Genomic DNA, 20,933 nt, shown 5'->3' on the forward strand with positions numbered 1-20,933 from the left:
AGCGCATCGACGCACGCCGGCTCTTCCAGCACGCCGATGCCGACGCCCGAGAGGATCATTTCATACATGGGCCGCCAATGACTCGTCTTGATTGCAGTGCGGATCGGCACGCTCTCCACGACGGTCTCCAGGTGTCTGAGCGGCAACTGTTCCGTGCCGAACATGCCCTGCACCCGAATGAACGGATGCCTCACCAGCTCAGACGGTTCAGCAATCGGACCGTGCCGGCTGAGATAGCCCGGCGCGGCAACCAGCACACGCCCGACCTGACCCAGCTGACGGGCAATGAAGACCCCTTCGCCGAGCTGACCAAGACGAAACGAAATATCTACGCCCTCCGTCACGAGGTCGACGATCCGGTCGTTCAGGACCAGCTCCAGATCCAGTTGTGGATACGCTGCGCGCACCAGCGTCAACGCCTCCGGCACGACCGTCTCGCCAAAGCAATGAGGCGCCGCGATACGGATCGTGCCCTTCAGATCCTGCCCGTCACTCGACACCTCCGCGACCGCCTGTTCCACGGCGTGCAGAATCCGTTTGCTGCGGTCGTAGAAAGTGAGACCCTCGGGCGTGCAATTGAAAGCACGCGCGCTGCGCAGCAGAAGCCGGCAGCCAAGGTACTTCTCGAGCCGCTCGATGCGCTCGCTTGCGGCCGGTTGCCCGATATTGAGGTCCCGCGCCGCGCCGGAGATACTTTCCCGCTCAACCACCCTGACGTAAATACGCATGGCTTCCAGCAGATTCATCGTGCCCAACCTCCCTGTGTGCCGATTGCGCGTCACTCAAGCCCACTGTTACGCGTCGAAAGATCCCAACGTGGGGACCTGGCAATGTTCATTCGATGGAGTAAAGGTTAAGGCCGGGCCATCAACCGCAGAGTGCACACATCGGGCCGGCTCGCGTCAGTACAGTTCGGCTGCGACGCTGAAGCCAGATAGCTGCATGGCGACGCGAGCGCGTGTAAGCCATGAAAGAGACCGGTACAATTTACCGCAGCAAACCGCCAGGGGAATCGTCCGATGAATCTGTATGACAAGCTGGCAGACGATATCGAGAAACTGATCCGGCAAGGCGTGTACGGCCATGGCGAACGTCTGCCATCAGTGAGGCAGACCAGCCAGCAGCATCGGCTTAGCGTGACGACCGTTATCCGCGCCTATTTGCTGCTCGAGAGCCGTGGTTTGCTAACGGCCAGACCTCAGTCGGGTTATTTCGTCAACTTCAGGGGCGACGGGGGCGAACGGAAAACACTCGAACTGCGGCCATCGAAACCGATTCCGATATCGTCGCCGGTGGACGTCAGCCGGCTGGTGCTGTCCACCTTGCGCTCGATCGGTGTCGACGACGCCGTGCCGCTCGGCTCACCTTATCCCGATTCCAGTCTGTTTCCGTTCGAAAAGCTCAACCGCTACGCTTACGACGCGGGACGAGGCAAGACGCGCTGGGGCGTAACGGACGCGTTGCCACCCGGCAATGCCGCACTCGTGCGCCAGATCGCGCGTCGTTATCTCGAGAACGGCATGGCCGTCGATCCGAACGAAATCGTCATCACGGTCGGCGCGACTGAGGCGATCAATCTGTGTCTCCAGTCAGTTGCGAAACCGGGCGACGTGATCGCTGTCGAGTCGCCGACGTTCTACGCGATGCTCCACGCGATCGAACGCATGGGCATGAAAGCGATCGAGGTGTCGACTCATCCGGAGCACGGCATCGACATCGAGGCGCTTGCCGCAATCCTGGACTCGCACACCATCACCGCCTGCATGGTCATGCCGAACTTCCAGAATCCGCTGGGTTTTCTGATGCCCGACGAACGCAAGCGCGAACTCATGGAACTGCTGACGAAGCGCGACATTCCGGTCATCGAGAACGGCGTCTACAACGAGTTGCACTATGACAGCACGCACCCGAGCACCTTGAAGTCCTTCGACACGAAGGGGCTCGTGCTTCACTGCGGCTCTTTCTCGAAGACGCTCACGGCAGCCTACCGGATTGGTTGGGCGCTGCCGGGCCGTTATCGCGATCAGGTCGAGAAGCTCAAGTTTCTGAACACGCTGACCTCTCCGTCGATTCCGCAAATGGCGATTGCGGAATTCCTTGAGCGCGACGGTTACGAGCATCACCTGCGAAAAGTTCGACGGGCGTATGCGCAGCAGGCCAGACTGATGAAGGCCACCGTCGCGCGTTTCTTTCCTGAAGGCACGCGCATGTCCAACCCTGCGGGCGGATACGTGCTGTGGATCGAACTGCCGCCCCAGGTCGACGCAATGCGGCTCTACAAGCTCGCGCTCGACCAGGGGATCACCATTGGACCCGGCTACATGTTCTCGGTCTCGGAGACGACCTATCGGAATTTCATCCGCCTCAATTACAGCAGCGCCTGGTCGAGCGAAATCGAACAGGCGGTGATTACGGTGGGCAAGCTCGTCGCGATGTGTGCCCGTTAGCGGCACGCTCGCCGTCAGGCAGAGCGTTGGGCCGTGCGCGATGAGCGCCTCCTAAGTCAGCTGGTACGAGCGCACCGGCGCAACCTCGTCGGGAAGCTCACGGCCACATAGCTCAAGAATCGATCGTTCAATATTGCGGGTCATCGCGTCAAGCGCCAACGCATTCGGCGCGAGACTAAATGGCTCGGCGACTTCGCTGGCAATCGCCTCGAGTGCAATCAGCGTATAGGAAATGAAAACGCACAGAAGCGGCGTAAAGAATTCCGTTGAATCGACCAGACCGAACGGCAGCAACACGCAATAGGCGTAGACGGTGCGGTGAAGCAACACACTGTAGGCAAACGGAATGGGCGTGGATGCGATCCGCTCACATCCTCCTACTGTTCTGCCCAACTCGTTGATCTGTGCGTCGATCATCCAGAGCTTCGTATCCGATAACAAACCCCGAAGCTGCAGATCGGCGAAGTCATGGCGAACGTCGTTGAGCAGTGCCGTCGGCTTATAGCAGGTGTGCTGCAGCGCCTCGGTTCGCGTGCGTCCGAGAAAGCGCAGGAGATCAGGCGTCGGGTCGGTCCCACGCAACTGGTGCTTCAACGCGTACACACACGCAATCAGTGTATGAGCCACCTGAACATTGTGATCGCCCCGTGGCACGTAACACAGCATTTGCGAAGTCAGCGCACGCGCCGAGATCAGTGTGCTGCCCCAAAGATGACGCGCCTCATTGAACCGTTCGTAACTTGCGTTATTGCGAAACGCCAGGAAGATCGCCAGCGCGAGGCCGAACAAGGTGAACGGCGCGGTATTGAGTGGGATCTTCTCGCCGAAAATGCGCCCTTGCGTCATGACAGCAACACTGCTGACGATCCCCATGACAACCAGTTGCGGAATAATCGACTGCAACACGGAACCGTTCCAGATAAACAGCAGCCGGAACCAGTTTTCCCCTGGTCTGACAATCATGATGTGCTCTTTTAGTGTGTCGATTGCGCCGTTACCCTCAGTGGTAACCGGCGTCCCCTTCGCGTACCTTGCCGCGGAAAACGCGATACTGCATGACGTTGTAGACGAGAATGACCGGCAGCACGATCACCGTGCCGACCAGCGCGAACAACTGGCTCGCATGACTCGATGAAGCCTCCCAGATCGTCAGGGAGGGCGGAACGATGTTCGGCCAGATGCTGATGAGCAAGCCGCTGTAGCCGAGAAAGCACAGCGCGAGCGAGAGAAGGAACGGAGTCGCTTCGTGCTTCGAGCGAAGCGAACGCAACACGCCCCATACGCAGGCGACGACAAGAATCGGCACCGGCAGAAACCAGCCGAGATTGCCGCTCCCAAACCAGCGAAACGCCACCGCCGGCAAACCGATCACGGTCCAGAGACTCACGACGGCCATCACCCCGAGCAGGATGCTCACGAGCGGCCGCATCACCTCGCGCATCTTGCGCTGCAGTTCACCATCGGTCTTCAGGATGAGCCAGCCGCAGCCGAGCGTTGCATACGTGAAGAGCACACCGATCCCGCAGAACAGGCTGAACGGCGAGAGCCAATCGAACGGACCGCCGGCGAAACGGCCATCGACGATCTTGATGCCTTGCAGCAGCGATCCCAGCACGATGCCCTGGCAGAGCCCCGCGAGCGCGGAGCCGGCAATGAAGGCGAGGTCCCACGCGTGCTGGGTCCTGACGGCCTTGGCGCGCAGTTCGAAAGCCGCCCCGCGGAAGATCAGGCCCACCACCATCAGGATCAGCGGCAGATAGTTCGCAGGCAGCAGCGTCGAATAGACCACGGGAAACGCCCCGTAAAGCCCGGCGCCGCCGAGCACAAGGAAGGTCTCGTTACCGTCCCAGACCGGCGCGATGGTATTGAGCATCACTTGCCGGTCGGCTTTCTCCTCGAAGAACGGAAATAGCAGACCGATGCCGAGATCGAATCCGTCCAGCATCACGTAGATGAAAACGCCGAGTCCGATGATCGCGGCCCACACGACAGGAAGATCGATCTGCATGGCGTCACTCTCCTTCCAATGCGTCGAGCGGGCGATTGGTCAGCACCGGATACCGGCGTGACTTGCCGCGCTCGGGATGCTCCTCCGGTCCGCGCTTCATCATTTTCATCATGTAGTAGAACCCCATGCCGAACACCAGAAAATACACCAGTACAAAGATCAGCAGCGAAACGCCGACCTGCTGCGAGCTGACCGGCGAGACGGAGTCCACAGTACGAAGCACGCCGTAGACGGTCCACGGCTGGCGGCCGACCTCGGTCGTGACCCACCCCGCCAGGAGCGCCACAATTCCGGAAGGCCCCATGCACAGCACGAGCACCTGGTACCAGCGCGTCTCGTAGAGACGGCCGCGCAGCCGGAGCAGCAAGCCGAGCAGCGCCGTCAATAGCATCAACATGCCCAGACCCGCCATGATGCGGAAGGTCCAGAAGATGATCGGCGAGTACGGGCGATCCTGCGGCGCAAACTCCTTCAGCCCGCGGATCTCTCCGTCCCAGCTGTGAGTCAGGATCAGGCTGCCCAGGTGCGGTATCTGGATCGTGTAGCGCGTCACTTCCGCATTCATGTCAGGCAGGCCGACCAGATTGAGCGCCGTGCCGCCTTTCTCGGTTTCCCACAGCCCTTCGATCGCAGCGATCTTGGCCGGTTGATATTCGCGTGTGTTGAGGCCGTGCGCGTCGCCAACGAAAATCTGTATCGGCGCGAGGAAAAGCAGAATCCACAACGCCATCGAAAAACTCCGCGTGACTGGCTTGTCACGCCGGCCCTGCAATAGATGCCACGCGCCGCAGGCGGCGACGATGAAGCCCGCGACAATGAATGCGGCAATCGTCATATGCGCAAGGCGAAACGGGAACGACGGGTTGAAAATCACCTTCATCCAGTCGACCGGGACGATCTTGCCATTTTCGATGACGTACCCTTGCGGCGTCTGCATGAAACTATTCGACGCGAGAATCCAGAACGTGGAAATGAGCGTGCCCACCGCCACCATGAGCGTGGCGAAGAAGTGCGCGCGTGGACTGACCCGCTGCCAGCCGAACAGCATGACACCGAGAAAGCCGGCCTCCAGAAAGAACGCCGTCAGCACTTCATAGGTCAGCAGAGGCCCCGTGACGTTGCCGGCAACGCTGGAAAATCCACTCCAGTTGGTCCCGAACTCGTAGGCCATCACCACACCTGAAACCACCCCCATGCCGAAGCCGACCGCGAAGATCTTCGACCAGAACAGGAACATGTCCTTGTAGGCAACGTCGCCGGTCAGCAACCAGCGCCATTCCAGCACGGCGAGAAAACTCGCCATGCCGATGCTGATCGCGGGAAAGATAATATGAAACGAGACCGTGAACGCAAACTGCAACCTGGCAAGGTGGAATGCATCGAAGATTTCCATGTCAGGCTTCTGCCGAGCGCACAACATGAACCGGAACCGACTTGTACGAAGGCGTGCCGCTCTCCTTGTCGATGAAGTCGAGCGGTACCAGCACGTTGGCTTCCGGATAATAGGCCGCCACCGAACCCGGTGCGATGTTGTAAGCGATCGCCGTGATCTTCTTCAGGCGCAGCTGTCTGCCTGCTGAAATGGTTTCAATGTCGACCAGGTCGCCGTGTTCGAGCCCACGTTCGGCAAGATCGTCTTCGTTCATAAACAGCACGTCACGCCGGCCGAACACGCCCCGGTAACGATCGTCGAGCGCATAGATGGTGGTGTTGTACTGGTCGTGGCTGCGGATCGTGATGAGACGCAGCACATTTTCGGCACCGAGAACGTCGGCGTCTTCCCTCACGCCACCGTACACCGAGAACATCGCTTTGCCTGACGGCGTGGGCCACACGCGTTCGGTCGGAGGAAGCGGCATACGGAATCCACCCGGCACCCGGATTCGTTCATTGAAGGCCTCGAATCCCGGCACGGTTTGCTCGATCAGGTCGCGAATCCTGTCGTAGTCCGCGACCAGATCCGACCACGCCACCTTGCTGTGCGGCAGCGTTGCCTGTGCGATCCCGGCGACGATCGCCGGCTCGGATAGCAGGTGTTCGGACGCGGGCGTCAGCTTGCCCGAGGAAGCGTGGACCATCGACATGGAATCCTCGACCGTAATGGATTGCCGGCCTGTTGCCTGGATGTCCAGTTCCGTGCGGCCCACAACCGGCAGCACGTACGTTTCTTTTGCCACCAGCAGGTGCGAACGATTGAGCTTGGTGCCGAGATGAACGCTCAGGTCGAGCTTGCCCATTGCCGCAAAAGACTGCTCGGAATCGGGTAACGCAACCGCGAAGTTTCCGCCAAGGCAAATCAGGGCCTTGGCCGTGCCGGCGATCATCGCCTGCATGGCTTGCACGGCGTCGTGCCCGTGCGCCGCCGGCGGCGTGAACCCGAACACATCCTCAATCTGCTTGAGGAAGGTAGCGGACGGTTTCTCCGTGATGCCGACCGTACGGTTGCCCTGCACGTTGGAATGCCCGCGCAAAGGGCAGATGCCTGCGCCGGGCTTGCCGATGTTGCCGCGCAATAACAACAGATCGGCAATCAGACGGACATTGGCGGTGCCTTTGTTATGCTGGGTGACGCCCATGCCGTAGGTGACAATCGTCGCATTCGATTTTGCGTAGGCAACGGCAACTTCATCCAGATCTTCACGCGTGAGGCCGCTTGCCTTTTCGATATCGTCCCATGACGTCGCGTCCAGATCGGCGGCAAACGCCTCAAAACCCTGGGTATGCGTCGCGATGAACGCGTGGTCGAGGACGGTGTTGCCCTGCTCCGCGTCCATCTGCAACAGCGCCTTCATGATGCCCTTGAGCGCGGCTGCGTCCCCCCCGGCGTCGAGTTGAAAATAGGTCGACGCAATCCGCGTCGATCCGAAGGTCGCCATTTCAATGACGCTCTGCGGATCGGCGAAGCGCTCAAGCGCGCGCTCGCGCAGCGGATTGAACACGATGATCGGCACGTTGCGCCGCGAGCACTCGTGGAGTGTCCCCATCATCCGGGGGTGATTGGTCCCGGGATTGTGGCCAATCGAGAGGATGAGTTCGGTCTTGTCGAAGTCCTCCAGCGATACCGTGCCCTTGCCGATCCCGATCGACTGGGGCAAGCCGACGCTGGTCGGTTCGTGGCACATATTCGAGCAATCGGGGAAATTGTTCGTCCCATACTCGCGTGCGAGCAATTGAAAGAGATAGGCCGCCTCGTTCGAGGCCCGGCCTGAGGTATAGAACTCGGCCTCGTCGGGCGAGGACAAGCCGCGCAGCACTCCGCCGATACGCGCGAACGCATTCTCCCATTCGACCGCCAGGAACTTGTCCGTCGCGCGGTCGTAGACGAGCGGATGCGTCAGCCGGCCGAGATCCTCCAGTTCGAAATCGGTTCGCTGCAGCAGCGACGTTACCGTGTTGCTGGCGAAAAACTCCGGCGTCACCCGCTTGGTCGTCGCTTCCCATGTGACTGCTTTCGCGCCGTTCTCGCAGAACTGGAAGGTCGATTTGTGTTCCTTGTCCGGCCACGCACAACCCGGGCAATCGAAGCCGTCGGGCTGATTGGTCCGCATCAGCGTGATCGGCGCCTCGATGCTTTCCATCTGGGTTCGAACGGCTTGCGCTGTCGCTCGAAGGGCTCCCCACCCTCCGGCGGGTGCGTCGTACGGGCGGATTCCGGGAACTTCGCGTCGCGTGGTCATATGAGACTCCATGGCCTGCCTTGGGAAGCCTTAAGGCCTTATCGTGGGAAACTACGCCGTATCAAGCCATAAAGTCTGGATACGGATTCAGTCTAGTTGTACCGACGCGCTGCGAAGCGTACAGATTAACCGGCGGCTGGCGTGCACAGTTCAAACAGCGTCACGCCGCTACACCGTTACCGGTCTCGACCAGGTGGGTGCCGCACACGGTCGGCGGCGACGCGGCAGACCCGCCTGACCTGTTGCGGACATCACTCCTTGGTGGCGGCGCTTTCAGTCGGCTCGGCACTGCCGGCCTCTTTAGACGGTTTTTTCTTCGCGCGCCCATTACTCCCCTTCCCGCTCGCCGCCTTGGGCGCAGGCGCTGTTTCGCTCTTCGTGAACTTCACTTCGCCGCTGTCCTTGTCATAACTGACCTCGACGCTGTCGCCCGACTTCAGGACGTCGCCGAGCATCTCCTTCGCCAGCCGTGTTTCCAGCTCCTGGCGAATCTGGCGTTTCAACTCGCGTGCCCCGAACTCCGGCCGGTAACCGGCCTCGGCGAGGTGATCGATCACCGATTCGTCCATCTTCAACGTAATGTCCTGCGCAGCGGCGGTGCGCGCCACCCGTTCGAGCTGGATCTGCACGATCGAGCGGATGTTGTCGCGCGAGAGTCCATGGAAGACGATGATCTCGTCGATCCGGTTCAGGAATTCGGGCCGGAAGTGGCCCTTGAGCACGCCCATCAGTTCCTCGCGGATCGCTTTCTCACCCTGGCGATCCGCCTCGGCTTTCTCGAGGTTGTCCATGATGATCGATGCGCCGAGATTGCTCGTCGCAATGATGATCGTATTGCTGAAGTCCACGACCCGGCCCTTGCCGTCGGTCAGCCGCCCGTCGTCGAACACCTGCAGCAGCACGTTGTACACGTCGGGGTGCGCCTTCTCGATCTCGTCGAGCAGGATCACGCAGTAAGGACGCCGCCGCACGCGCTCGGTCAGTTGCCCGCCCTCGTCATAACCGACATAGCCCGGAGGGGCGCCGATCAGGCGCGCAACCGCGTGACGCTCCATGTATTCGGACATATCGATACGAACCACCGCCTGCTCGTCGCCGAACACCGTTTCCGCCAGTGCCTTCGCGAGTTCGGTCTTGCCGACGCCAGTGGGCCCCAGGAACAGGAACGTCGCAATAGGCCGGTTCGTCTGGCCGAGCCCCGCACGCGACAGACGCACGGCATCGCTCACGGCAACCACCGCGTCGTCCTGCCCGATCACGCGCTCGCGCAGCTTGTTCTCCATCTCCAGAAGCTTCCGGCGCTCTTCCTGCGTGAGCTCGGTGACCGGAATACCGGTGAGGCGCGATACGACTTCGGCAATTGACTGCACGGTCACTTCGAGCGTTTCCGAGCCGGTCTTGCGCTGCCATGTCTCCATCTGTTCGTCGAGCTTCTCCTGCTTTTCGCCGATCCGTGTCTCGAACGCTTTCGCCTCATCGAAGCGCTTGCGTGAAGACGCATAATCCTGCTCGCGCTTGAGCTGGGCAATCTCGGCTTCGAGCTCCAGGATGGGCGCAGGACGCGAAGTCGCGCCGATGCGCACGCGTGCCGCTGCCTGGTCGATCAGGTCGATGGCCTTATCGGGCAAAAAGCGCGACGTGATGTAACGATCCGACAGTTCGGCCGCGGCCACAAACGCATCGTCGGCGAACGTCACCTGGTGGTGCGCTTCGAGCTTGTCGCGCAGGCCCCGCAGGATGACGATGGTCTGCTCGACCGTCGGCTCCGGCACCAACACCGGCTGGAAGCGCCGTTCGAGCGCGGCGTCCTTCTCGATGTACTTCTGATATTCGTTGAGGGTTGTCGCGCCGATCAGACTGAGCTCGCCACGCGCCAGCGCGGGCTTGAGCACGTTGGCGATGTCGAGACCGCCTTCGCCCCCACCTTGTCCCGCGCCCACGATCGTGTGCAGTTCGTCGATGAACAGGATCAGTTCATCCTTCTTCGCCGTGACTTCATCGATCAGCTGCTTGGCACGCTCTTCGAATTCGCCACGATACTTCGCACCGGCTACCATCGAATTGATGTTCACCTCGACGAGGCGCTTGTCGCGTAGAACCTCAGGCACGTCGCCATTGACGATACGCTGGGCCAGCCCTTCGACGATCGCAGTCTTGCCGACACCCGGCTCGCCGATCAGCACAGGATTGTTCTTCTTGCGCCGCGCGAGCACTTCGATCGTGCTCTCGATTTCCTGCGCACGTCCCAGCACCGGGTCGAGCTTGCCCTCACGCGCCATGGCGGTGAGGTCGCGTCCGAACTTGTCGAGGTTGGGCGTACCCGTTGGCGCATCGACACGTCCGTCTTCCGCGCCTTTTCCCACGACTTTCACGACCTTCTGACGCAACGCTTCCGGCGTCACACCATATTTCTTCAGCAGCGTGCCCGCAATGCTGTCCGGCACCGCGGCAAGGCCGATCAGCAGATGCTCCGGGCCAACATAAGAGTGCCCCAGATCGCGCGACGCCTGGAACGCATATTGGAACGCCTTTTTCAAACGAGGCGAGACGGTCATCTTGTCGATCGGCGCGTCCGGATCGACGGTTCCCTTTTGCGCATGCTGATCGATATAGCTCTTGATGTCCTGCGGCGAGAGCTTGAGCTCCTTCAACAACGCCGCGCACACGTCGGCGTCCGCGAGCACGTACAGCAGGTGTTCGGAGTCGAGTTCGCTGCGGCCAAGCTCATGCGCCTTCTCCGCGGCGCGCTGCAGCAATTCGAGCGTCTGCTCACTGAAAGCATCGGTCGCATCGACCGATTCGCGCGGCACCTCGGCGGCGAACCCGGCGTCTTCGTCCTCGGCCCCTTCCTCCATGCCGCCGAAGAAGCGCGACAGGCCGCCTCCCCCGAGCAATGAATCGAATGGGTTGAGCATGCTTTGGTGCCGCATTAATTGCCGGTAGTCGTAGTCGCAGATCGACATGGATTTCCGCTCGCCGTTTTGCACAACGGTCACACGGGCAACAGCGGGACGGGCGTTACAGATTTCGCAGAGGGCGGGCATCGAGAGTCACCTTTATCGGTTAAAACATGCGGCCAGTTCAAAGGTTATAGAACGCGTCCATCTGAATTGCGAACACCCCGGAGCCGCCGTCCACGGTCCGTTTGTTTTGTTCAATAAGCGAGGAACCGCGATAGCGCCGGCGCATCGGGCACGGCACGTTCCGATGCGCTTTATCTCGTCCGTTTTCGACGAACATTGTCGGAAAAGCACGGATAGATCATCGCGATGCTTTCAACATGATTAGCATAACGAAACCCGGAAACCGTACGTGGATTCTATGAGGGGTGCGTCAGGAAGGGAATATTGGCTTTTCCGATGATAGGCATTGGGCGGCGCCAGGTTTCATCGTCCGGCCTCGCGGCGGCCTTGCTCTTCAACGGTCAGGATCGCTTCGGGGGCGACTTCGAGCCGGGCTTTCGGTATCGGCTCGCCACTTTCGTCGGAGATACCGTAGGTACCTTCGTCGATCTTCTGCAGCGCGCGTTCAATATCGCCGATGCGCTGGTCGTTCACGTCATGCAGCGCCTGATTGACCTCGTTCTGTGCCATGCCTTGCGCTACGTCCTCCGGCTCTTCGGCCTCGTCGCCATGCTGCTCCTGGGCCGTTCGTTCGTCGGCGGTCGTTCTCTCCTCGCCGCCCAGCAGTTCGCGGCGCAACGCCTCGAGGCGCTGACGCTGCTGCGCGATGAACTCGTCACTCAGTTTGGCCTGCTGCTCCGACATGGTTTTCTCCCTGACCCCTTGCGGCTTCGCACAAGACCGGCAGTTACCTGGATTCACCGAACGACCGTCATGCGACAGTGCGCTTTCATCCAGCGTAAGCTTAGGATAGTCCTAATTTGCAGCAGCCGATGCGCTATCTCGGCGAATTCCCGCATTGCAACACCTCACGCGAGAGTCGACGCAAGCGCGCAGGATGAATCAACTATCGTCGACATTGTTTGCGTAATGATCGATCGCGACCTTGCACTCGTCCACCACGACCTGAAGGAACGCAGGCTCGTTTCTTTCAACCCATCGCTCCACATGAATAAAGCGTTCTGTGCCGAGATCGGCGATGCGCTCCGGGTCCGTGGTCGTGACATCGACTGTGACGATCCCCCGGCTAGCTTGCAGCGGTGCGATCGTCGCGGAAATCAGAAACCGTCGATATGAAAATTCATTCTGTGCCATACCACCTCCAGCCACTGGATGAGATGAAGTCCTGTACTTCCTTCGTACTGCAAGTCTATGAACAGGTCATGACGCTGTGAACATGGGTTTTTCCGATGCTAGCTATTGGTCAAATATGTCTGGCGGTTTACCGCTCGGCCGCGATATCCATGTGTTGGAGGGCCGCAATTGCGGCATGATGGCAGCAGCGGCCAGGAGCCCGGCATGCACGCTGGATTGCAGATAGAGGTCGATCATGAACGCGGCAAAGGAGAAAACGATGCCAGCAAGCTCTGTTTCTTACGGCGAGTTTGAAATTGTCGTGCATCCTGAGCGTAACAAGCTCGGCGCCTGGATCGCAAGTGTGAGCGTGAGTCGCGGCGCCCAGACTGTCGTCGATGTCGTTCCCATGACGGTTCAACCCGAGTGGCTGACCGAGGAGGAAGCGGTGAGAGACGGGGTCGAATGGGGGCGCCGGTTTATCGATCGCGAGTTCAACACGCCGCAGTCCCGCTCCTGGGTTGCCGAGCGCTCTCATGCAGAAACCTGGTTTCGCGATACCGAGGAGTCCAGCGGCTCGGAAACGCGCGTCAGTGACACATAAAACCCGCAGGGGCGCAATTCAAGGCAACGTAGCATTCACCATGTGAATGCGATACGTGCCCTGATTGTCAATCAGTGCCGCCGCCCCAAGTGGGCCTCGATCTGCCTGACGTTGAGTGTCGACAGATCCTCGCTAACCTGCTCGAATATCAGCCGGCGTGTTTCCTCGTGGAGATTCGCTTTGACCATGCCGAGGAATTTGGGCTCGATGGCGAGCCTTAGCCTGCTGTAAAGCTGATGGAGCCGGCCTTCTTCCAGGTAATCGGAAACGCGCTTTGCGAATTTCTCACGGTCCTTTTCCGTGAGCATGGTGCCGGTGTATTCCGTGTTGATGAGATCTTCTTTCTCATGCAAATCGAGCGTCAGCCCTGGCGCCAGGAAAACCCGGGCGCGACCTCCGTCAGCCACCACAAGCCAGGTCACATCGATCATCATGCACCTCCAGGCAAGGATTTGTCCGCGTGTACGGCATCCGTTCAGACTGTGCGCCCTCGTCCTCACCGAAAACCGCGGCCATCGAACACTATGCCGGCGATCATCCGTTATCCGAACGGTTGTCACGCAAGATAGCAGTTCGGGCGCACGACGCCCACGGTCGGCTTACCGATTCATAGTATAGGTCTCAAAGTTCGCGCCAAAGCCGCTTACGCGCATTCAACGCGGCTTCGGGTTTTGATCGGCCGGTCTGCATATCCCGTACCAAACAGCGCACAAACCTGGCATCAAACCGCGGTAGGGTGCGCGATGCCTTATGGCACGTCGCGCACCTTGCGTTACTTACGGCGCCCGGCTTGCCGGCTAGAAATTGAAGTTGTCGATATTGCTCGCATCGAACGTGGTCGGCGGTCCGAGAATGATTTCGCCCTGCGGCCCGATCGTGCGCTTGCCGAGCTTGCCGGCATCAAACGATTCGCCTTCCTTGCCGGTGATCGTCCCCGAGCACAGCGCGGCGGCCGCATAGGCAGCCAGATAACCAAGCTGATTCGGATCCCACAACTGGAACGCCTTGACCGTGCCGTTCTTCACGAACGCGCGCATCTGGTTCGGGGTGCCCAGCCCGGTCACCTGCACCTTGCCCTTGCTCGAGGACGACGAGATATAGCGCGCCGCCGCCGCAATGCCTACGGTGGTCGGCGCGACAATCGCCTTCAGATTCGGATAGGCCTGAAGCAGGCCTTGCGTTTCGACGAACGACTTCTGGTCGTCGTCGTTGCCGTACGCGATCTTCACGAGCTTGATCTTCGAGTACTCCGGTTTTTTCAACTCCTCCTGCATCCATTTGATCCATGTGTTCTGATTGGTCGCGTTAGGCGTGGCCGACAGCACGGCGAATTCGCCCTCGCCCCCCATCAGCTTCGCCACCAGCTGGATCTGGCCTCGACCGATGCCCTCCGCATTCGCCTGATTGACGAACAGTTGGCGGCCCTCAGGCGCCGTGTCGGAATCGAAGGTCACGACCTTGATGCCTTGCGACATCGCTTTCTTCAGATACGGCACGACCGCATTCGCGTCGTTGGCCGCAATCACGATCGCGTCCTGACGCTGCGTGATCAAGGTGTTGATGTATTGCACCTGCGACGATGCGCCCGCATCCGACGGCCCCACGACCTTGCCCACGCCGTTGAATTCCTTGATCGCGGCCATGCCGCCGTCGTCGGCAATCACTTCATAAGGGTTGTTGATCTGCTTCGGCACGAAGGCAATCTTCAGACCGCTTTTCAGGCCCGCAGCGGACGCGGCACAACTGATCGCAACGAGAGCAATGCAAAGCGCGGCCTTGCCGGTGTGACGTAGAGGATTGAACATGAAGCGTCTCCTGCTTTGTTGTCGGACGAATCGCTGTCCGGGTTGTCGGTATTTGGTATGCGGTATTTCTTCTGGAGCCGGTTTGAGAAAACCTTATGACGATGCAGCGGACTTCGCGATGAAACGCCGGTCACGCGCCGCGCGCCAGCGGGCAACCAGATTGGGAATCAGCACCGACGCCAGCAGCAGCACGCCGGTCACGATCGTGAGCGTTTCGCTCGACACGTCATCGAGCGTCAGCGCATTTTTCAACACACCGATAATCAGCAGCGACAGCAGGACACCGAACATCGAGCCGCGTCCGCCGAAAATACTCACGCCGCCAAACAGCACCGCCGCGATCACCGACAATTCGAAACCCTCGCCGTTATCGCCGCGGGCGCTGGTGAACCGCAGCGTGTAGACGACGCCCGCCAGCGCGCTCATCGCGCCGGACAGCACGAATAGACGCAGCCTGATCTTCGCGACCTCGATACCCGAGAAAGCCGCCGCGGTCGAATTCGCGCCGATGGCGTAGAGGCTGCGGCCAAAGGCGGTGGACTGCAGCAGCACGGTAAACAGCAGCGCGGCGACAATCACAATCGCAAAAGGCAGCGGAATGAAGGTCGAGGCGACCGTGTCCATGCCGAATGCCGTATAAGCGGGCGGAAAATCCGCCACGGCCTGATCGCCGAGCAACACGTAGGCAAGTCCGCGAAACAGCGCCAGCGTGCCGATGGTGACCGCGAGTGAAGGCAGATTGAGCTTGACGATCACGAGACCGTTCAGCAGTCCCGCCAGCGCGCCGGCAATCAGCACGAGTACGATCACGAGCGGCATCGGCAAGCCCATGTGCCACAGCACACCCATCAGCGCACTGGAAGCGCCCAGCACCGACGCCACCGACAGATCGATTTCAGCGGCGACGATAATCAATGTCATGGGCAGCGCCATCAACGCGATCTCGGTCAGATCGGCAAGGATGTTGCTGACATTCGCGCCGGTGAGAAACACCGGCGACAACAGGCGTCCGAGCCCGAGCGACAGAGCCAGCACGATGACCAGCAGCACTTCCCATTGCAAGGGCGTTTCGCGTTTGCGCGTGAGCAGCGCGGAATCGGGTTTAGCCATGATCGCGTTTCCTCATCATGCGTTTAGCGACGGAGCGGGCCAGCAAGGTGTCGGCGGCAATCGCGGCGACGATCAGCGCGCCCTGGATCGCCTGTTCCCAGAATGGCGAAACGTGCAGCACGACCAGCGCGATGCTGATCACACCCAGCACGAGCGCGCCGAGCGTGGCGCCAAGAATGGTGCCCACACCGCCCGTGATCGCCACGCTCCCCACCACGGCGGCGGCCACCACCTGCAATTCGATACCCTTCGCGGTGCTCGCATCGACGGTACCGAAGCGCGCGAGCCACAACGCGCCCGCAAAACCGGCAATCGCGCCGGACAGCAGAAAACCCGCCATGACGCGGCGCTCGACGTTCACACCGGCAAGCCGCGCCGCCTCCGGGTTCGAACCGATCGCATAGTGTTCCCGTCCGCCGCGAAACTGCTTCAGATAGACGGCGAGGCCGGCGAGCACGACGATCGCGATCAGCGCGAGCGTCGGTATGCCGAAGAGCGTTCCGGTAGCGAGACGGGAGAACGCATCGGGCAAACTGGTCGCATTGATCTGCCCGCCGTGTACCCACGCATAGTCCGCGCCGCGAAAGATATAGAGCGTGGAGAGTGTCGCCACCAGCGACGGCACGCGCCCCACCGCAACGAGCAACGCGTTGATGCTGCCCGCCACCAGACCGATTGCGAGTCCGGCCAGCAACGCGACGAGCACCGGCATATGCGGAAACGCCACGTACAGACTGCCGACCGCATAGGCGCTAATACCCACCGTCGAACCTACCGACAGATCGATATGCCGCATCAGGATCACCACCGTCATGCCGGCGGTCAGCAAGCTGATAATCGACACATTGAGCAGCACGTCGCGCAGATTCTGCAGATTCAGAAACTGCGGCCTCGCGAGCCCCGTGCCCACGATCAGCAGGATCAGCACGACAAAGAGCGTGGTCTCGCGGCTCTTCGCGATGCCCGCGATAAAGCCGCCAAGCGCGCCGCCGCTGCGCCTGGGGACGGACGCCTGAACCGGCGCGGGATGGGTTGAAGAATGACGCATCATGCCGCGTGCCCCAAAGGTGGAATAGGCTGGCCGAGCGCGGCGCCCATGATGCACTCTTCATCGGCTTCGGCGCGCGCGATATCGGCGCTGATACGGCCCTCGTGCATGACCAGTACGCGATCGGCCATGCCGAGCACTTCCGGCAATTCGCTCGAAATCATCAGCACCGCCATGCCGTCGCGCACCAGTTCCGCGAGCGCGCCATATACCTCGGCTTTGGCGCCGACGTCGATACCGCGGGTGGGTTCGTCGATGATGAGCACCTTCGGATGAGTGGCGAGCCACTTGCCCAGCACGACCTTTTGCTGGTTGCCGCCGGAAAGCGTGCCGACCGGCGCATTGGGGTCACCCGCTTTGAGACGCAAGCGCGTGCCCCACTTGTCGGCCAACTGCGTTTCGCTGCGAGTGGAGATCAGGCCATGTTTGACGAGACGTCCGAGCACCGTCATCGAGGCATTGCGTGCAATGCTCAACTCCAGCGCCAAGCCTTGCTGGCGGCGGTCCTCCGGGACTAGCGCAAGACCGGCGCGCACTGCCGCGGCCGGGCTGCCCGCGGCGAGGCGCTGGCAGCCAATCGAAATCTCGCCCGAGTCGAGTGGGTCGATGCCGAAGATCGCACGCGCCACTTCGCTGCGCCCCGCGCCGACGAGACCCGCCAGCGCGACGATCTCGCCGGCGCGCACGTCGAAGGAAATGTCCTTGAACACACCCACACGCGTGAGTCCACGCACGGACAGGCGCACTTCGCCTGGCGGGCGGTCGGCCTTCGGATAGAACGTCTCCAGATCGCGGCCCACCATCTTCGCGACGATGGATTCGGTAGTGAGATCGGCAGTGAGCCCGTCGAATACCTTCGCGCCGTCACGCATGATCGTCACGCGCTGCGTCAGCGTGAACACTTCATCCAGCCGGTGCGTAATGAAAAGAATCGCCACGTCGCGTTCGCGCAGCTTGCGCACGATCGCAAAGAGCCGCTCCACTTCGGGCAGCGACAAGGCGGCGGTCGGCTCGTCCATGATCAGCACGTTGGCGTTCAAGGACAACGCCTTCGCAATCTCGATCACCTGCTGATCGGCAATCGACAAACCGCGCACCAGCTGATCCGCCCGCAGATCGACCCCAAGCGAAGCCAGTAAGCCGTCCACTTCGCGCCGCATGGCGTCGTACTGAATGCGGCCGATCCGGTCGACCGGCTGCCGTCCCATGAAAATGTTCTCCGCGATCGAGAGATCGAAGAACAGCGTCGGTTCCTGATAGATCACCGCGAGACCGGCATCGCGCGCTTCGGCCGGCGTCGCGAAGCGGCGCGCCACGCCGTCGACGCGCAACTCACCGGTGTCCGGCTGATGCACGCCCGCGAGAATCTTCACGAGTGTCGATTTACCCGCGCCGTTTTCACCGAGCAACGCATGCACTTCGCCCGGCCACAACGCGAGATCGCCATCGGATAACGCACGAACCCGGCCAAACGATTTGCTCGCGTGCCGCAGTTCGAGCCTGGGCACGGCGGATGGGGATTGCTGCACGACCTGTCTCCTCCTTCTTTTTCGCTTTCGAGCGTGCCGCCGATGCAGTACACCGGGCGCGGCACTCCGGATACGATCAGATACGATAAAAACGTTCCGCGTTACGGCAAAACAGCGCGTCTTTCTCAGCCATGCTCGCGCCCTCGACAATCGACGCGTACGCGTGCCACAGATCCGCGTAAGAGCCAAACAACCGGTCGACCGGAAAGTTCGACGCGAACATCGCTCGCTCGACACCGAACGTATCGATCGTTTCGAGCACATAAGGCCGCAGACTTTCCACCGTCCACCGGTGATCGAACATGGCGAGTCCGCTGATCTTCACCGCGACATTCCTGCAAGTGGCGAGCATTCGCATGCCGTCGCGCCACGCGCGATAGCCGGCAACACTGCTGCGGTCCACGAACATGCCCGCGTGATTGACGATAAAAACCGTATCGGCATGGGTACGCGCCAGCTCTGCGGCCGCTTCCATCTGCGACGGATACAGTTGCAGATCGAACGAGAGGTCATAGCGGCGCAATAACGCAAAATGTTCGCGCCACGTGGGCTCGTGCATGAAATGACGGCCCACGTAATCGAACAGCTTGTTCTCGTGCACATTCAGTATCTGCCTGATGCCGCGCGTATTGGCGAACGATGCGTGCGCCTCGAGCAGTGCCGGTGCGTTCGCCGCGGACAGATCCACTGCGGCGACAATCGCCTCCGGCATACCGCGCGACGCCGGACGATCCGCAATAGATTGCAGCCAGCGCGTTTCCTCGACCGGATCGGCCGGATCGTGATTCGCTTCCACGTGCACCAGTTTCAGCACCTCGATATCGCCCGCCTCGCCCAGCAGATCGTCGAGCAGATAGTCGTGTTTCAGCGCGCGTGCGTCTCCCACGAACGACACGCCCGGGTTTTCCAGCCACGGATAGCGATGCGTCTTCAGGTCCCACAAATGAATATGCGAATCGACCACCTGCATGCGACATCCTCCGCGCCAAGGTCCAGGCAAAATCAGCTAATTGAAGTCAGCTAATTGCAGTCAGCTAAGTGAGTTCAAATGAAAAACCGGTTCGAGCGGCTGCTGAAGCGGCGTATGGTCGGGGGCTGTCTGCATGATGTCCGCCATGTAATCCCACCATTTGCGCATCACGTCGAGCCGCGGCAGCGCGTTCATGGTGTGATTCGTGGTGCGCGTCAGCACGGCGAAAAGGTGATTCGATTCGGCGTCGAAGAAAATCCGATAGTCGTGCACACCGGCGTTGTGCAATGCATCAACCAGTTCAGGCCAGATTTGCGCATGACGTCGCTCGTATTCTTCGCGCATGCCGGGGTTGAGCACCATCCGGAAAGCGATTGTTTCCATTGCGGCCTGTCTCCCGTCGTATCCGGCGCCTTCTCCTCGCGGCGTCTGATACGACTATAATTCCTGCGTCGATAGCATCTCAATCCGTTGTTGGGATTGGGCGATCCACAAACCGAATCGCACCGGAACCATGAGCCAACACTCAGCTGCCATCGCACTCGTCAATCGGCTCAAGTTCAAGCACCTCGCGCTGCTCGTCGCGCTCGACGACGCACGCAATCTCCACCAGGCCGCCGAGGCCATCAACGTCGCACAACCCAGCGCGAGCCGCATGCTCGGCGACATCGAGGAAGCCTTCGGCTTCCTGCTGTTCGAACGCAACGCACGCGGCATGACGCCCACGCCGCTCGGCGTGGTCACGCTGGCCTACGCGCGGCGCGCACTGGCCGAGTTGACCCGTTTTGCCGAAGACCTCGACGTCAAACGCCGCGGCGGACACGGCCAGTTGACCGTCGGCGCCATCATGGGCGCCGCGCCCGATCTGCTGGCCATGGCGGTCGCCGCCCTGAAAACCGAAAGCCCTTTGCTGAACGTGCGCATTCTGGGCGAGACCAGCGACCAGGTCGTTCAATTGCTGCATCGCCGCGAGATCGACCTGGCGCTTGGACGCCTGACCAGTCCGTTGCAACACAACGATTTCAGCTTCGAACCGCTCGCTCGCGAAACCTTGCTGCTGGTGGTGCGTTCGGTGCATCCGCTGGCGCAGCGCTCGCACATTACGCTGCGCGAGCTGATCGACTGGCCGTGGGTCGCGCAACCGGTTACCAGTCCGGCGCGCGTACTGTTCGAGGAGGAACTCGCACGTGCCGGACTTGCGACGCCGGTCAATCTGACCGAGTGCGCGTCGATCTTCGCCACGCTGCAATTGCTCGAGAATTACGACGCCGTGGCCATGCTGCCCGAATCGGTCGTGCGCGATCACGTGCGTGGCAAGCTGCTGGTGGCGCTGCCGCTCGAAATCGGCAAGAGCCTCGCCGGGTTCGGCATTCTTACGCGCAAGGAAGAAGCACTCGCCGATCCGGCGCTGCGTTTCATCGATTTGCTGCGCGGCTTCTCGCGCAAGCTCGCCCGCGACGATTCTGCCGCCGCAACGGCCGGGCCCGCGATCGTATCCGCACCGGTCAATTGATCGCGCCATCGTAACGTCGGCATCTC

At 60.9% G+C, this 20,933-nt stretch carries 18 protein-coding genes; 3 read left to right on the forward strand and 15 right to left on the reverse strand.

All coding sequences use genetic code 11. The features are described 5' to 3' along the window. On the reverse strand, positions 1-746 hold a 746-nt coding region (locus BCY88_RS24690; protein ID WP_147408555.1), incomplete at its 3' end, for a LysR family transcriptional regulator. Between the two features lie 273 nt (positions 747-1,019). Here BCY88_RS24690 and BCY88_RS24695 point away from each other — a divergent pair. Further along, a complete protein-coding gene (locus BCY88_RS24695) occupies positions 1,020-2,447 on the forward strand; it encodes an aminotransferase-like domain-containing protein (protein ID WP_120346791.1) in 1,428 nt (475 codons plus the stop codon). Between the two features lie 51 nt (positions 2,448-2,498). Here BCY88_RS24695 and BCY88_RS24700 read toward each other — a convergent pair whose 3' ends face one another. From BCY88_RS24700 to BCY88_RS24730, 7 genes are all read right to left on the reverse strand, one after another. After that, a complete protein-coding gene (locus BCY88_RS24700) occupies positions 2,499-3,410 on the reverse strand; it encodes a bestrophin family protein (protein ID WP_120346792.1) in 912 nt (303 codons plus the stop codon). A 37-nt stretch (positions 3,411-3,447) separates the two neighbouring features. Next, on the reverse strand, positions 3,448-4,455 hold the full coding sequence (gene cydB / locus BCY88_RS24705; protein WP_120346793.1) for a cytochrome d ubiquinol oxidase subunit II: 1,008 nt from the start codon (positions 4,453-4,455) through the stop codon (positions 3,448-3,450). Positions 4,456-4,459: 4 nt separating this feature from the next. Then, positions 4,460-5,848, reverse strand: coding sequence for a cytochrome ubiquinol oxidase subunit I (locus BCY88_RS24710; RefSeq protein ID WP_120346794.1), 1,389 nt, complete (start codon positions 5,846-5,848; stop codon positions 4,460-4,462). Position 5,849: 1 nt separating this feature from the next. Next, positions 5,850-8,132: an FdhF/YdeP family oxidoreductase gene (locus BCY88_RS24715; protein ID WP_120346795.1), complete on the reverse strand. Its 2,283-nt coding sequence runs from the start codon at positions 8,130-8,132 to the stop codon at positions 5,850-5,852. Between the two features lie 251 nt (positions 8,133-8,383). Further along, positions 8,384-11,176, reverse strand: coding sequence for an ATP-dependent Clp protease ATP-binding subunit (locus BCY88_RS24720; protein ID WP_120346796.1), 2,793 nt, complete (start codon positions 11,174-11,176; stop codon positions 8,384-8,386). A gap of 342 nt (positions 11,177-11,518) precedes the next feature. Continuing rightward, entirely contained in the window at positions 11,519-11,899 is a 381-nt protein-coding gene (locus BCY88_RS24725) for a TraR/DksA family transcriptional regulator (RefSeq protein WP_120346797.1), read from the reverse strand. Positions 11,900-12,097: 198 nt separating this feature from the next. Continuing rightward, the gene (locus BCY88_RS24730; RefSeq protein ID WP_120346798.1) at positions 12,098-12,349 is read right to left on the reverse strand and encodes a hypothetical protein; all 252 of its coding nucleotides are present in this window, start codon (positions 12,347-12,349) and stop codon (positions 12,098-12,100) included. 235 nt (positions 12,350-12,584) lie between these two features. Between BCY88_RS24730 and BCY88_RS24735 the strand changes: the two genes are divergently transcribed. After that, positions 12,585-12,932 (forward strand): DUF6566 family protein, encoded by a 348-nt coding sequence (locus BCY88_RS24735; protein WP_259461502.1) that lies wholly within the window; start codon positions 12,585-12,587, stop codon positions 12,930-12,932. 71 nt (positions 12,933-13,003) lie between these two features. Here the strand turns inward: BCY88_RS24735 and BCY88_RS24740 are convergent, their stop codons facing one another. The 7 genes from BCY88_RS24740 to rhaM all read right to left on the reverse strand — a co-directional run bounded on the left by BCY88_RS24740 (position 13,004) and on the right by rhaM (position 19,778). Continuing rightward, positions 13,004-13,366 (reverse strand): host attachment protein, encoded by a 363-nt coding sequence (locus BCY88_RS24740; protein WP_259461503.1) that lies wholly within the window; start codon positions 13,364-13,366, stop codon positions 13,004-13,006. A gap of 363 nt (positions 13,367-13,729) precedes the next feature. Beyond that, a complete protein-coding gene (gene rhaS / locus BCY88_RS24745) occupies positions 13,730-14,737 on the reverse strand; it encodes a rhamnose ABC transporter substrate-binding protein (protein ID WP_120346800.1) in 1,008 nt (335 codons plus the stop codon). 93 nt (positions 14,738-14,830) lie between these two features. Further along, a complete protein-coding gene (locus tag BCY88_RS24750) occupies positions 14,831-15,847 on the reverse strand; it encodes an ABC transporter permease (RefSeq protein WP_120346801.1) in 1,017 nt (338 codons plus the stop codon). Continuing rightward, positions 15,840-16,898 (reverse strand): ABC transporter permease, encoded by a 1,059-nt coding sequence (locus tag BCY88_RS24755; protein WP_120346802.1) that lies wholly within the window; start codon positions 16,896-16,898, stop codon positions 15,840-15,842. Before BCY88_RS24755 ends, BCY88_RS24750 begins: the two co-directional genes overlap by 8 nt. Continuing rightward, entirely contained in the window at positions 16,895-18,424 is a 1,530-nt protein-coding gene (locus BCY88_RS24760; RefSeq protein ID WP_120346803.1) for a sugar ABC transporter ATP-binding protein, read from the reverse strand. The genes BCY88_RS24755 and BCY88_RS24760 overlap by 4 nt, the downstream gene beginning before the upstream one ends. Before the next feature lie 76 nt (positions 18,425-18,500). Beyond that, a complete protein-coding gene (locus BCY88_RS24765) occupies positions 18,501-19,394 on the reverse strand; it encodes an amidohydrolase family protein (protein WP_120346804.1) in 894 nt (297 codons plus the stop codon). Between the two features lie 60 nt (positions 19,395-19,454). Next, a complete protein-coding gene (gene rhaM, locus BCY88_RS24770; RefSeq protein ID WP_120346805.1) occupies positions 19,455-19,778 on the reverse strand; it encodes an L-rhamnose mutarotase in 324 nt (107 codons plus the stop codon). A 130-nt stretch (positions 19,779-19,908) separates the two neighbouring features. On the opposite strand from rhaM, the gene BCY88_RS24775 reads away from it, so the two are divergent. Next, the gene (locus BCY88_RS24775) at positions 19,909-20,907 is read left to right on the forward strand and encodes a LysR family transcriptional regulator (protein WP_120346806.1); all 999 of its coding nucleotides are present in this window, start codon (positions 19,909-19,911) and stop codon (positions 20,905-20,907) included. Positions 20,908-20,933 lie beyond the last annotated feature (26 nt).

Origin of the sequence: Paraburkholderia fungorum (genome assembly GCF_003610895.1) — a bacterium.
GTDB lineage: Bacteria > Pseudomonadota > Gammaproteobacteria > Burkholderiales > Burkholderiaceae > Paraburkholderia > Paraburkholderia fungorum_B.